The following is a 14,142-nucleotide window of genomic DNA, read 5'->3' as shown; positions in this document are numbered from 1 at the left end:
GTATTATGTTTGTTTATTTCTTACTTTCCGGTATGTCGAGCTTTTCTTCCACCGATTTTTCAAATTCACCCGGTAAGCGAAGTGTATATAAAGCTGCTTCGATACGGCGGATAAAGTTACGTTTATCTGTTTCAGGAGCAAAAACAAAGCCTTCGGCTACAACGACCCGGTTATTCTTTTCATCCAGACGGACATGACTGACAAACGGTCCGCCCATCATATCACCGACCATCTTCCACAAACCGCGTAGCACACCGCAATATTTGCCATTAACAGTAATCGGCGTATAATCAACCCCAAAACGGGACTCAGTCGTCATATACGATTCAGGGAAAGCTCCCGGCAGATTTTCCTTCAACACCGAGTCGCGCTTTGCTACCAGATATTCAGCCGTGAAGGTATTCGGATCGGTATAAGGGAAAGTATATACAATCAAATCCGTACGACCAGTATTGGCATTATTGGATGCCCAGAAGAAATCTGTCGTATCACGATAATAGGTCATATTAGACGGAGCATTCAGCATCAGGTCATGATTATTTTTCAGGTTATCCATGACAACTGTACTGTAATCTTTCTCCAACTGGCCAATCGCCCGGTTCATTTCGACTTTCACAAAGAAATCAACCAGCGCTTTCGGATGAGCCTGTGAATATTCAATAATAGCTTCAGGAGAAGGAGCATTCAGTGTCACAACCACCTGTCCTTTAGCCCAACGGTCGTTTTCATAGCTTATCGAAGCCTTCGTGTAAATAGACGGATCAATATTTACAATCAGTATATTGCGGACATAAGTCAATAATCCGTCGAATTGTGAAGGATCTACATAAGTAATCTTCAATGCAGGTTCAGATTGAGGAAGACCAGGGACATCAGATGTCAGCTCTTGTTTAATAGCCTTTCCCGAAGGGCCATCCCAATCAGCTTTTTTCATTACAACTACAACCTCATAAGCAAGGCCTGTGGCCCGTTTTCCAACCGGTCCTGAGCTACATGCTCCCAGCAATACCAGAAACATGAGTAAGCTAATCTGTAAAGAAATCTTTTTCATACCCATTCGTTTTTATAACACAAATATAATTCTTTTCTATCAAATGACTTGTCTTCTATCCGTTTTGTTGTTTTTTTGCTGTCGACAGCATTCCGCAGGCGGCAAATATATCCTCTCCTCTCGAAGCACGGATTGTACAAACAATCCCTGCATTGTTCAATGTATCACGAAAGACTTCCATCTTCGCCAAATCCGAACTTTCCAACGGGACGTTGGGGATAGCATGAAAACGAATCAGGTTAACCCTGCAATCTACATCATTTAATAAACAAATCAGGGCTTTAGCATGTTTCAGGCTATCATTTAAATTTTTAAAAACTATATATTCAAAAGAAACACGACGTTGATGGGAGAAATCATACTGCCTGATGAGATCAATGACGCCCTGTGCCGGATAAGCTTTTTCTACAGGCATTAAAGACAAACGTTCTTCATGAAAAGGAGAATGCAGACTGACCGCCAAATGGCAGTCGCTTTCTTCCAGAAAACGCTTCAAGCCTTTTGCCACCCCGATAGTAGAAACTGTTATCCGCTTGGGACTCCACCCATATCCATAGGTAGAAGTAAGGATTTCAAGGACCTTAAACAACTCATCCACATTATCCAAAGGTTCCCCCATTCCCATAAAGACCAGATTTGTCAATGATTCTGATTCCGGAACAGACTGGATTTGGTTCAATATTTGATTTGCCGTAAGATTGGCAGTAAAACCTTGTTTACCCGTCATACAAAACAGGCAGTTCATCTTGCATCCGACCTGCGAAGACACACATAATGTAGCCCTGTCGTCGGTCGGGATATAAACAGCCTCCACAAAATTGCCGTTCCCTGCAGCAAATAAATATTTAATCGTTCCATCGACCGATTTCATACAATCAACCGGAGGGAGTGCCCCTACCTCAAAAGACTCTTCCAAAAGAGTACGTTTGGCAACAGCAATATTAGTCATTTCCGCAATAGAGGTAACTTTCTTCTTATACAGCCAATCGGTCATCTGTTTTGCAGCGTATCCCGGTAAACCGACCTGTGCCGCCACTTCCTTCAGTTCGTCCAGCGTCATGCCTAACAATTGTCTCTTTTCTTGCATTGTATATTGTTATATAACGATTAATCCGGCACAAAGATAAAAAAAGCTGCCGGACTTTTCTGAATAAGTCCGGCAGCTTTCCTTAAAAAGGATTATGTAATACCTTTTGAGCTTTATTTGTTTAGAAGAAACGTATACGGTTGTCTTCTACATCTGCTTTGTTAACCAGTGACTGGATAGCCTGGAATCCGAAGCGATATGCGTTCGATGCATCCAACGTTTTAATTTCTTCTGCTTCGTTGTATTCTTTTGCCTCCTTGTTTCTGTCGTATACTTTAAATACATATACGCCATTGTTACCGGCAACCGGAGCGCTTACCTGACCAACCTCAGCAAGAGAAACCATTGCATTCAGTTTCGGTTCTACACCGATACCGGCGATACGACGTGTTCCGAAGTTGATAAACTTCACTGAATCAACTTTTGAACCCATTGCATCAGCATAAGCTTCAACTGATGTCAGATTTTTAGCCTTCAGATCAGCAGCGATCTTCTCACCTTTCTTCTGAGCAGCGATTTCAGCTTTCAAAGCAGGAGTTAAAGAGGCAACCGAACGGTAACCTTCTTTTATAGTACCTTCTACGCCTGCAATTACAAACTTATCGTCACATTCAAAGATTTCAGAGATTTTACCCTTATCATTCTGGAATGCCCAACGAATTACCGGACGAGAATTTTTAATGCTACCCAACGTCTGGTTATCAGCAGTAACATTTACACCTGCAATCAGATTATATCCGGCTTCTTTAGCAGCTTCATCCAACTTAGCCAAATCATTGTTCTGTGAAATGAACTGGTTCAACTCGTTATAGATATTGCTATAAGTTTTAGAGCTCGGAGATACTGTCATGTCAATATCCGCTACTTTATACTTATTCACATTAGCTGTCTTTTCTGTTACTTTCACCAGGTGAGTTCCATACAAAGATTTCACTTTTGCAATTTCGTTTACCGGAGTAGAGAAAACAGCATTCTTAAAGTCTTCATTTACACCTCTCAGTGCAGTAATTTCAGTGAACCATCCCAGTTCTCCGCCATTTTCAGCAGCCTGGTCTGCAGAGAATTCTTTTGCCAATGCAGCAAAGTCCCCACCGTTCTTCAGTACATTCATCAAGCTGTCAGCCAAAGCGGTCGTACGGGCTTCGTCCCCATTTGCCAACATAATATGGCTTACCTTAACAGAGTCAGGCCCCATTTTCTTGTCTACCAACTTGAACATTCTGTACTTATCGTTATCGAATACCGGACCATATACAGCACCCACTTCCGAAGTCGTTGCGAATTGTTTCATTTCCGGATCAAAGGCATTTTCTGTAAAGAAAGCATCCATGTAAGGAACTTCTGAATTTTCATTTACAATATCAGCCACCTTTTCAGAAGTCGTGAATTCTTCTTTCAAAGATTCGATATCAGCACTTGCCTTGTCATAATCCTCCTGGCTAGGACGAATGTCAACAGCGATATACTTGATTACTTTACCTTCTTTTTGTTTGTAAAGTTCCTTACGCTGGTTGTACAGCTTTTCGATTTCACTCTTGCTTACTTCGATTGTTGAGTCAGGAATGCTTGCATACGACTGCATAGCATAAACAATGTCAGAGTTTTCAGCTGCGTCATTGAATGCTTCTTTTGCATCCAGCACGTTTGCTGCAACAGCCTTACTTAACAATGTTGTATATTTTTGTTCCAGACGCTGACGTTTAATGTTCTTTTCCCAGAACAACCAGAAATTACGAGCCTGGAGCAACTGAGCCTGCTGATCTGCAGGGTAGCTTGCGATATTGTCGTCGTCAATTGTTTTCAGGAAATTCAACAGAGCTGTTTTGTCAAACTGTCCGGTCTGCGGATTAACAAACATCTGCATCTGCTGGATCATCGGTGAAATATTCTCACCCTGAACCATATCAAACAATTCTTCCGGACTTACAGTCATACCTAATTTATCAGTTGCTTCGTCAAGTACAATTTCCTGTACCATAGCATCGAATACCGACTGACGGATCTGATTCATGTATTCTTCGGGCAGATTGGTCTGACCGGATTGCATCTTGTACATCTCAGTCATTTCATCAATACGTCCCTGATAATCCTGAATTTTAATTACTTCCCCGTCAACCTTAGCAACTCTCTCCTGAGTTTGTCTGAAATAAGTAGAACCGGAGTTCAAAAAGTCTCCAATGATAAAAGCGAACAATGCCAAACCCACAACGAGTACGAGCAGTCCTGCTTTGCTTCTGATTTTTTCCAGCGTAGCCATTTATCGTTATTTATTTTTAAAGTTTATATTTTACAGTTTAAGGGCACGAAGATACGAAAAAAAGGATTTGTTACATCTTTTATTCCACTTTTTTTCATCAATTGCCTACTTTCATTCGCACAAGTTCTATTTTCGTTGCCGTTACTTTTATGATTTTAAAAGTATATTTATCAATTACGATTGATTCATTCAATTTAGGAAATTTTTGGTAGAAATGCAGGATATATCCGGCAATCGTTACGTAATCGTCTGATTCCGGGAGCTCAAGATTGAACTTTTCATTGAGAGTATCGATCTCCATACGACCGGATATCAGGTATTCATCGTCCGAAACTTTCCGAGCTACGTATGATTTCATATCATGCTCATCCTCTATCTCTCCAAAGATCTCCTCTACCAGATCCTCCAGCGTCACAATCCCCGCTGTACCGCCAAATTCATCCACAACCACAGCCAGACTCTTTTTGTCCTGCATCAGCACCTTCATCAACTTATTGGCCGCCATCGTTTCCGGGACAATGGAAACAGTCTTTATACTCTGTGTCCAGTCTTCCGGATTTTTAAATAATTCCGATGAATGGATATATCCGATAATATCATCTATATTTTCGTTATAGATCAATATCTTTGACAACCCCGTTTCAATAAACTTAGAACGAAGTTCTTCCATACTGACAGTCTTGTCACAGGCGACAATCTCCGTACGGGGAACAATACAATCGCGCAAACGGACATTGGAAAAATCAAGCGCATTCTGAAATATTTTCACTTCCGTATCCATATCTGAGTTCAGAGGAGCATCTTCGATACTTTGCTGAATAAAGAAGTCAAGATCCACTTTACCTAAAGTACGCCTGCTCGATTGAGTAATATTCTTTACACCCACCAATTTCAGTATCAGATAAGAAATCAGTGCCGAAAACTTCGAGATAGGATATAATATAATGTATATGATCAACAAAGGAACCGAAAACAAATTCAAAGAAAAGTTTGGATTCAATTTGAAAATCGTCTTCGGGATAAACTCGCCTGTAAACAATATCAGGAGTGTCGAGATAATAGACTGAATAAGAACAATCAGAGCCTCATTATCAACGAAACGGGCGATAAACGGTTCCAGAACAATTGCCATCTGTAAACCATAGACAACCAGTGCGATATTATTACCCACCAGCATCGTTGATATAAACAGGTTTGGATTCCGGTAAAAAATATCCAATATCTTACCGGCCATATTCTTATTCTTTTTATCCAGTTCATGCCGCAACTTATTAGAAGAAATAAATGCGATCTCCATGCCGGAAAAAAAAGCGGAAAAGGCTAATGAAATCAATATGTACGTTAATGCATTCACATCAGTTCTATTTTATTGAATCCGGCTTTGCTATATTCACAGCCACAGAATCGCCGGTTGCAGTATTCACACGCGAAGTATCACGTGCTGTATCGCTGACAGGAAATGTTCCCTGCGAATTAAATATCTTATATTTCGTCATGTTCTGGTTCGACTTAAATCCGATGCCGGTGATAATCTTATCCCCTTCTTCCAGCTCAAAGTATTCATCTGTGTAAATTTGGTCTTCTTTCTGGTCGAAATACAGTATTGAAGTATCCAACTTTTTACCTTCCTGGCTTAATATACTCACATGACCAATCAGCTTATACAGCCCTTTCTTATCCCAATAATAAGCAGTATCTGCTTTTACACTTGCTTCTACATTAAACAAGGAATCAAATTTCTCCACGTAAACACCCTGGGGAAAATAGCTGTAAGGCTCCTTGGCTTTTCCGAACACCAACCACTCTTTCGCGTTCATCCGGTAACGGGTGATACCGGAATCAGAGATAAGACTGGAGACATCGGTCGTTCTCAGCGTATAGGTATTTTCCGGATCGAAGGTTACTTCCACCACTTCTTTATTCTCCTTGCCACAGGAAGCCATAAATAAAAGAAGCATAACAACTACCGCGAAAGTAGTTGTTATGCCATATTTGTTCGTTTTACAAAGAAAACGCGTTTCCGTCATAATTATCTGATTCTTGTTGTCTCACCGATCCAACCACCTACAGTAAACGATTTACCCTTTTCCAGATCCGGATGCATGAAAATTTCCTCTGTAGAAGGTAAATGAGCACGATAAGTACCGATCAATTTATTAGCTTCCTCTACACAGCTTTCATCAACCTGTTTTGCTTTTTCCCACTGGTCGATTGCCACATTGTAGGCAGCTCTTGCCAAAACACCGTCATTCGGAAATACATTCTTAACTGTAGCAGCATACATCTGGCCAATCAGGATGTACGGCTGACCATAGCTAGTATTTGTAGCTGCTGCTTTCTTTGCATATTCCCTTGCTTTTGAATAATTTTTCTGATCCAGATTAATCACTGCGATCATATAATAATCTTCAGCTTTTGAAGAAGGGTCTGTTTCCATATTGGCAGCTTCTTCAAAATATTTGACAGCTGTGTCATATTCTTTATTCTTTACAGCACGTTTAGCGATACCGATAGCGGCATCTGCACTCGGCTCAAGTTCATAAGCATAGGCTGCTGCTGCAAAGAATGCATCGATTTCCTGGCAACGAACACGTCTCAACAGAGAAACGATTTCTTTTAAAGCAGCCAGATCACTCTTGCTTTCTTCAACTTTCGGAGCATACAGGTTCTGCAATGTTTCGCAATCGGCAGCACCACTGTTTGCAAACGCACCGTTCACACTGGTTTTGAATGTTGTCAGGTTGTTAACTTCTTTTTCATTGTTAGCAGCCTGTGCAGCCTGCAACTGAGTATCCAGGATTTTAGATGCTTTCAGATAATCTTCAACATATTGTCCTTTGTGATTAGGATCATCAGCCATCTTCTGGTAAGAAGCAAACATATACAAAGAAACACCTAATGCTTCCGTATTGTCTCCATATTCGTTGATGATTTCACCCAACCAATTATACAATTTATTATAATCGGCTTTATCTCCCATCTGCTGGATATAATCCTGTGCCTTACGGGAAACGATCCAGTCTTTACCATAACGTTTGTCATCACCGAAATATTTCACACGTTTGTCATATACTCCCATCAGATCATCGATCAAAGCAGCTTTCTTTGCCGGATCTTTTTCATTGGCAATCTTCCATGCCATGATCTTTACACCATGCAGATAAATATCCTTTGTTGCAGCAGGACATTCATCGTAAACAATTTTCCAAAAATCATATGCATCCTTAAAATTCCCTGCCTTAGCATAAGGAACGAACAAGCTGATATTGGTTATACAACGGATACTGTCCTCACCAGATCCAAATTGTGTTCCATTATCTACTCCTTTCTGTGCATACGCGCCTAGTGCTCCCATAGAGCATGCAGCCGCAATTAATAATACCTTTATTTTCATATCTGTTTTAATTTAAGTTAGCAATTTAAATTAATCTACCTTTTTCTTCCAGAACCACATTTCATTGAATGTGTAATTAACAGTAAAACGGAAATACTGTTCATCAATCATGTTTTTACCACTTGGGTTAATCTTCGTGTATTCAAAAGACACATTTACCAACGAACGGTTATCAACCAACGGTAATCCAAAACCGACACTCACACCATATTCATTATAGCCATTACCTTTATATGCTGCATCATCTGTATTATTTATCATCAGATAGGAATTGCTATAATGGGCACCTGCGCGGTATCTTACCCGACCGAAAAAATTACGATTCTGATAATTTGGAATAAACTCGCCTCCGGCTGCAACCCGAACACGGTTCTTAAAACTATCTTTTGAATCATCATAATACGCTTTATCCCATGTTTCATACAGTACATCCGCAGCTAATGTCATCTTATTATTTTTCACATATGATGCACCAAAACCAATCGAGTTCGGTATATCAAATGCTTTACTCTTTGTCGTATCCGAAGCTACGATCTCGGCAGAACCGGAACTGGTTGCCGCATAAGTCATATTAATATAAGTCGCATTCAAACGGTTTTTTGGAGAAAAGGCCAACCCGAATGTAACATTTTCTGTTTTACTGATCGGGTGGGTATACTGAACACCAAAGTCCAGTTTTATATCCCGTACTTCCAGATTCTGATTACGAATCGTGTTCCGTTCTGAACCCTGTCCTACAATAGAACTCTGTTCATGCTTGATGTTTCCAAAAAGATATCCGACATTCGCTCCGACAGAAAGACGCTTCTTCCATATATCTATAGACAAACCTGCATACAAATCGTTTAATCCGCCGGAACCATTAAATGTTTCCACATAATTAAATCCACCTTCAGATGTTCTCCGGGCACCAAAACTATATCCGACATATGAGTAAGGTAAAATACCCACACTCATCGCAATACGTTTATGTATCGGGAACTGCATTGCAATATACTCCACATTCCCATTAATATTGTGCTGTTTATTGACTCCGTCATCAAACCATGAAAGCTGACCTGAAGCACCAAAATCAAACAAAAATGTCAATGAATCCATACAACTGTACGATGCCGGGTTCATCGGGTTGATCTGTTTCGACGATCTTAATCCGAAACCAACGCCACCCATTGCCCGTCCGGCTCCGAATGAACGATCCGCTAATTCACCATACCCAAAACGGGTATAGGGCGAGTTAGTATTATTTTGTGCCGCTAGCGACAACTGTGTCAATATAAGAATGCTTGCTATTAGTAGCTTATTAATCTTCAACATTATACTCTAAGATTCTGTTTAATCCTGTCAACACTAAATTAATGTCTGCAAAGATGGAGTTTTTTAGTCGGCTTTCAAAATAAAACGAATGACCGCCTGTTAAAAAAACCAAAAGGTTAGGATATTTTATCCGTAACTTCTCGATATACCCGTCCATCTCGTAGACTATCCCATTCACTACTCCTGCCTGGATAGCACTCTCGGTATTGGTACCCAATAAAGGGACTTCCTCCTGTTCCGTCACCAAAGGTAGTTTTTTTGTATAAAAGTTCAAAGCCTTGAAACGGGTAGTCATTCCCGGAGAGATATTCCCTCCCAGATAAGCCCCCGAGGCCTCGATCAATTCGTAAGTAATTGCTGTGCCAGCATCAATGACAAGCAGGTCTTTTCCCGGTTCCAGGTAATTGGCACCGACAGCCGCAGCCAACCGGTCTTTTCCCAAAGTTTCGGGCGTTTCATATTGAACCGTTATAGGCAACTTTACAGTTTCATCCAAAAAGATAAAGCGCCGGAGCTTACCACGCAGGTAATCATTCAGCACTTCATTTTTGCCTATCACAGTCGACAATATTCCATGTTTAAAATCGTATTTCCCAAAGAGAGACTCCAATTCATCAACATCGAATTTCTTATATACAAAAGAGGCTTCCATGTGCTTCTTGTTGTATACCGCAACTTTTGAAGAGGTGTTTCCTTGTTCTATAATTAAATTCACGTGACTGAAATTTTCCGCAAAGAAAAGCAAAATTGGTGAAATAACATGCATAACCAAGGGACAACCTGCTAAATTTCTTTGAAGATATCTTTCAGAGTTCGGTTATTTAATCACTAATACATCACGTTTTTTCATATTAACAGAGATTATTCCATTAACATCCGGTTTTGCAGAAACCGGCTTTCCATCCAATATTACCGTATAATTTTTTCCCGCAGGTAATTTTATGGAAAAAGTATTATCAGCTGTAGCTTTCAATGAGGCATACTCGAGCACAGAATTATCCCACCGGGCATCAACTTCAGCACCTCCACGGATACAAAGGCCTTTGAAGTCCCCCTTTTCCCACGCTTTCGGTAAACAAGGCAGAAACTCAACATAACCTTCATGGTTTTGTATTAGCATTTCAGCCATACCGGCCGTACCACCGGGATTTCCGTCAAACGAGTAAATATCATCCGGAGCTCCGGCTATTCCGCCCGGTGAAACAGTCATCAGATTCGAACGCGACAACATTCCCTGTAATGTCTTCACACTTTTATAAGCCTCTTCCGAATCTTTAAGACGGGCATAAAAGCAAATCATATTGGCCCGGCTCCATTCCGTATCCTCCCAATTGTCTGCATTAAGGCGAGCTTCTATGGTTTTACGGGCTGCAACTGCCAGTTCGGGAGTTTTATCTAATGTTATTTGTGAGAACGGATATAAAGCCAACAGATGGGATGTATGCCGATGGTTCGGGTGCGCCTCCTCATAATCTTCAAACCATTCACGAATAGCGCCATTAGCACGTAGCTGAATGGGAGGTAGTTTAGTAAGCGCCGCTTCCAGATTCTCCGCAAAAGTTTTATCGACACCCAAAATATCAGACGCCTGGATACAAGAGGTAAAAATTTCACGCACCAATTGCAAATCACAGGTGGGCATCATGGAGGCAACCATTTCCTGCCCGTCCAGCTTGAACCAGTTTTCCGGAGAAATACTCGGACCGGTCATCAGGTAACCATTATTCGGATTCACGACCATATAATCAAGTAAAAATTCCGCATTACCTTTCAGCAAGGGATAAGCAACTTCTGCCAGATATTTTTTATCCTGGGTATATTCATATTGTGTCCACAAATGTGTCGCTATCCACGAGCTTGCCGTCGGAAACAATCCCCAAATAATACTTTCCGACACTGCCGAATACCCCCAAATATTAGCCGTAGTATGCGCCGTCCATCCTTTACATCCGTACACAACCTCGGCTGTTTTTGCTCCGTGAACAGACAAGTCTTTAATATAGTTAAACAGGGGTACATTACATTCCGCCAAATTCCCGACATTAGAAGCCCAATAATTCTGCTGGGTATTCATATCGAGATGGTAATCGTTTGTCCATCCCATATTACAAGCCAAATTATCATTAAAAAAACCTTGCAGAGCTATCGGTAACGGAGAATTTTCACGCGAACTTGCAATTGTCAGATAACGTCCGTACTGAAAATACAAAGCATCAAAACTTGTATCAACTTTTCCTTCCAGCACCTGTTTCCAACGAACATCTGTAGGAATCGTACCATTGGTATCCTGACCTAAATTTAATTCCACCCGGTTAAACAAACGGGAGTAATCTTCTATATGCGATTGCTTCAGTATTTTATATGATTTCCGACTGACATCATTTACTGTTTTCATGCACAGTTCTTTATAATCAGGATTCTTATAATCAGTACGCACATCAATCAACAAAGTAACGGCATCCGCGTTACTAATCTTTACTTCTTGTTTATCAGCCTCCACAGATCCATTTTCTGCCACAACAGCAATTCTCCCTTGAAAACTTACACCACCTTTGCCATGTAAAGGAAAATCAACTTTACCAGTAAATATCAATTGATTATTTTCAACTGTGATATCCGACTCTCTCAATAAATCAAGTGACAAATTCATGGTTACCGCTTTTTTTGCATCAGCAGATAAACGAAGAACCAGCACGTCATCAGGATTCGTTGCTAAATATTCACGTTTATAATTGACTGTACCAACCCTAAAAGTAACTTCACTGATCGCATTATCCAGATCCAACGCACGACGATAATCTGTTATATTTCCTTCCGGATAGGTAAAATGCATCTTTAATTCACCTATTGGCAGGTGTGTACCAAACGAATGCGGCGTTCCGGCCAAATCATGACCTGCCATTTGGTTACCCTCAAATATTCTTCCTTCAAAAAACAACTTTCTTAGTTCGTCTAATTTTTTCCGTCCAAATACTTTTTGTTGATTTTCATCAAACTCGCCCGACCACATACCAGACTCATTCAAGGCGATTGTTTCATCCTGAATACCACCAAATGTCATTGCCCCCAAACGGCCGTTGCCTATAGGCAATGACTCCATCCATTTATTTGCAGGTTGTTCATACCACAATAGGTTTGCCTGCTCCATCCCGATTACTCCCTGACTTGTCATTAAAGCTATTATCAGTATTAGTAAACAGTTCATCACACTTCTTGTCTTTTTACTTTTCATGATCTTTAGATTTTCAAATTAAATTGCTATTTATTACATATACATCAATTTCTTGAAGAGGTTCTTCTACCAATACCCTATTGAATATTTTAAAGAGGCAAAAGTAGATAATACAGATTTCGCAAATTAGCGTAATCTCGTCTTTTTTCGGTTCATTTGCTTCAAATTGGAGAAAATTAAACATAAACTCCCTATCCCTTGTTTATTAATCAGAACACTAAATTAAGTTATTATGGGAATTATCGGTTCGATTATTATTGGTATCCTGGCAGGCTTCCTGGCCGGGAAAATATTGAAAGGGAGTGGATTCGGGTTGATTGTAAACCTGATAGTCGGTATTATCGGTGGCGTATTAGGTGGATGGCTATTCGGCCTGCTGGGACTGAGTGTAAACGGAGTGATCGGCAGCCTGGTGATGTCAACCATCGGCGCAATCGTTTTACTATGGATCGTTTCACTATTCAAAAGAGAATAAGCAGCCTTGAGAATTGAAAAAAGTATACCTTTATCATATATACAACTATATATATTACAGTTAATACTTAATTTTCAATTCTCAATTTTAATTTTCAAAGCAAAACCCCTACCTTTGTACGGTAAAAACAAATATCGTATGAAAAAGAACCTGCTTCTGCTTTTCCTGTTCCTTTGCTTGATTCCGGCAAAGGCACAAACCGGATTAAGCGACGAAGCGCAGATAAGCATATTGACGGCAGCTCCATCCGACGATGAAGTGTATACCGTGTACGGACATACGGCCATACGGGTAAAAGATACTTTACGTAAACTCGATACAGTTTTCAATTATGGTATCTTCGATTTCTCAAAACCCAACTTCATCTATCGTTTTACAAAAGGAGAAACCGATTATAAACTGGCAGCCTATAATTTTTCACATTATATAATAGAATATCAGATGCGGGGAAGTGAAGTAACCGAACAGGTACTCAACCTCACTCCCGAAGAGACCCATAAGATATGGAATGCCTTGATAACGAATGTACAACCGGAAAACGCCGTTTACCGATACAATTTCTTTTTCGACAATTGCGCGACTCGTCCGGTTGCCATTGTGGAGGAACAGGTAGACGGGAAAGTGCAATATAACAACCCGCCCGAACCTCAAACATTCCGCGAGCTTATAAATTATTGCACGCGTAATCATCCTTGGCTGACATTCGGATGCGACCTGGCACTCGGAAGCCCGACCGACCGGACGGCTACTCCGCACGAAATGATGTTTCTCCCAGTCTACCTGAAAGATGAATTCGAAAAAGCAACAATCGTGAACCCCGACGGAAGCGAAAGGAAACTGATAAAACAGACAAACCGGTTGGCTGAACAGCTGACAGACGACAATAATGGCAGTAAGATATGGTTTACGCCTATGTTATGCAGCATGATTTTTTTCCTGCTGATAGCAGCAATCACATTCATTGAATGGAAGAAAAAAACATATTTCCGCCTGGTGGATTGTATCCTCTTTTTCCTTGCTGGACTGGCGGGTACGGTATTGTTCTTCCTTTGTTTTATATCGACTCATCCTTGCATCTGGCCGAACTGGTCGATTGTGTGGTTACAACCTTTCGCCCTTATCGCTGTTATTTTGTTTGCAGTAAAAAAGTTCGGAAAGGCTGCATATTATTATCATTTTATTAACTTTGCGACGCTTACGCTGCTGTTGGCGGGTTGGTATTTCATTCCGCAACACTTAAATATAGCTTTTATCCCGCTTGTTGCCACGCTTTGGCTACGTTCCGGATACGGTATATACAGGGGTAATATGGCAATTAAAGAAAAATGAAGC

The 14,142-nt window shown here is 40.6% G+C and carries 11 protein-coding genes; 2 read left to right on the top strand and 9 right to left on the bottom strand.

Translation table 11 applies throughout. From position 1 onward, the window contains the following. Positions 1-13 precede the first annotated feature (13 nt). The 9 genes from C825_RS10645 to C825_RS10605 form a co-directional block, all read right to left on the bottom strand. The gene (locus C825_RS10645) at positions 14-1,051 is read right to left on the bottom strand and encodes a DUF4837 family protein (RefSeq protein WP_007658916.1); all 1,038 of its coding nucleotides are present in this window, start codon (positions 1,049-1,051) and stop codon (positions 14-16) included. 55 nt (positions 1,052-1,106) lie between these two features. Then, positions 1,107-2,138: a dual-specificity RNA methyltransferase RlmN gene (rlmN, locus tag C825_RS10640; RefSeq protein ID WP_010802441.1), complete on the bottom strand. Its 1,032-nt coding sequence runs from the start codon at positions 2,136-2,138 to the stop codon at positions 1,107-1,109. 121 nt (positions 2,139-2,259) lie between these two features. Further along, positions 2,260-4,395, bottom strand: a complete 2,136-nt coding sequence (locus tag C825_RS10635) for a peptidylprolyl isomerase (RefSeq protein ID WP_010802440.1) — start codon at positions 4,393-4,395, stop codon at positions 2,260-2,262. Positions 4,396-4,492: 97 nt separating this feature from the next. Continuing rightward, positions 4,493-5,749, bottom strand: coding sequence for a hemolysin family protein (locus C825_RS10630; protein ID WP_010802439.1), 1,257 nt, complete (start codon positions 5,747-5,749; stop codon positions 4,493-4,495). A 7-nt stretch (positions 5,750-5,756) separates the two neighbouring features. After that, positions 5,757-6,422: an LPS export ABC transporter periplasmic protein LptC gene (lptC, locus tag C825_RS10625; protein WP_007658920.1), complete on the bottom strand. Its 666-nt coding sequence runs from the start codon at positions 6,420-6,422 to the stop codon at positions 5,757-5,759. 2 nt (positions 6,423-6,424) lie between these two features. Beyond that, entirely contained in the window at positions 6,425-7,789 is a 1,365-nt protein-coding gene (locus C825_RS10620; RefSeq protein ID WP_010802438.1) for a tetratricopeptide repeat protein, read from the bottom strand. A gap of 30 nt (positions 7,790-7,819) precedes the next feature. Then, positions 7,820-9,103, bottom strand: a complete 1,284-nt coding sequence (bamG, locus tag C825_RS10615) for a BamG family beta-barrel-assembly machinery protein (RefSeq protein WP_007658923.1) — start codon at positions 9,101-9,103, stop codon at positions 7,820-7,822. Beyond that, positions 9,090-9,818 (bottom strand): type III pantothenate kinase, encoded by a 729-nt coding sequence (locus C825_RS10610; protein ID WP_232434128.1) that lies wholly within the window; start codon positions 9,816-9,818, stop codon positions 9,090-9,092. Before C825_RS10610 ends, bamG begins: the two co-directional genes overlap by 14 nt. A 102-nt stretch (positions 9,819-9,920) precedes the next feature. Next, on the bottom strand, positions 9,921-12,275 hold the full coding sequence (locus C825_RS10605) for a glycoside hydrolase family 95 protein (protein ID WP_228100015.1): 2,355 nt from the start codon (positions 12,273-12,275) through the stop codon (positions 9,921-9,923). 292 nt (positions 12,276-12,567) lie between these two features. On the opposite strand from C825_RS10605, the gene C825_RS10600 reads away from it, so the two are divergent. Continuing rightward, the gene (locus C825_RS10600) at positions 12,568-12,810 is read left to right on the top strand and encodes a GlsB/YeaQ/YmgE family stress response membrane protein (RefSeq protein ID WP_007658943.1); all 243 of its coding nucleotides are present in this window, start codon (positions 12,568-12,570) and stop codon (positions 12,808-12,810) included. Between the two features lie 138 nt (positions 12,811-12,948). Next, positions 12,949-14,139, top strand: a complete 1,191-nt coding sequence (locus C825_RS10595) for a lipoprotein N-acyltransferase Lnb domain-containing protein (protein ID WP_010802434.1) — start codon at positions 12,949-12,951, stop codon at positions 14,137-14,139. The last annotated feature ends 3 nt before the right edge of the window (positions 14,140-14,142 follow it).

The sequence above is a fragment of the Parabacteroides sp. ASF519 genome (assembly GCF_000364265.2).
Lineage (GTDB): Bacteria > Bacteroidota > Bacteroidia > Bacteroidales > Tannerellaceae > Parabacteroides > Parabacteroides goldsteinii.
The sequence above is the reverse complement of the archived record's forward strand: the minus strand, read 5'-3'. Positions and strand labels throughout refer to the sequence as shown.

Excerpts from the sequence above, each read along its gene's own strand:
- C825_RS10645 (WP_007658916.1), bottom strand. The coding sequence starts at position 1,051 with ATGAAAAAGATTTCTTTACAGATTAGCTTACTCATGTTTCTGGTATTG.
- rlmN (WP_010802441.1), bottom strand. The coding sequence starts at position 2,138 with ATGCAAGAAAAGAGACAATTGTTAGGCATGACGCTGGACGAACTGAAG.
- C825_RS10635 (WP_010802440.1), bottom strand. The coding sequence starts at position 4,395 with ATGGCTACGCTGGAAAAAATCAGAAGCAAAGCAGGACTGCTCGTACTC.
- lptC (WP_007658920.1), bottom strand. The coding sequence starts at position 6,422 with ATGACGGAAACGCGTTTTCTTTGTAAAACGAACAAATATGGCATAACA.
- C825_RS10620 (WP_010802438.1), bottom strand. The coding sequence starts at position 7,789 with ATGAAAATAAAGGTATTATTAATTGCGGCTGCATGCTCTATGGGAGCA.
- bamG (WP_007658923.1), bottom strand. The coding sequence starts at position 9,103 with ATGTTGAAGATTAATAAGCTACTAATAGCAAGCATTCTTATATTGACA.
- C825_RS10605 (WP_228100015.1), bottom strand. The coding sequence starts at position 12,275 with ATGACAAGTCAGGGAGTAATCGGGATGGAGCAGGCAAACCTATTGTGG.
- C825_RS10600 (WP_007658943.1), top strand. The coding sequence starts at position 12,568 with ATGGGAATTATCGGTTCGATTATTATTGGTATCCTGGCAGGCTTCCTG.
- C825_RS10595 (WP_010802434.1), top strand. The coding sequence starts at position 12,949 with ATGAAAAAGAACCTGCTTCTGCTTTTCCTGTTCCTTTGCTTGATTCCG.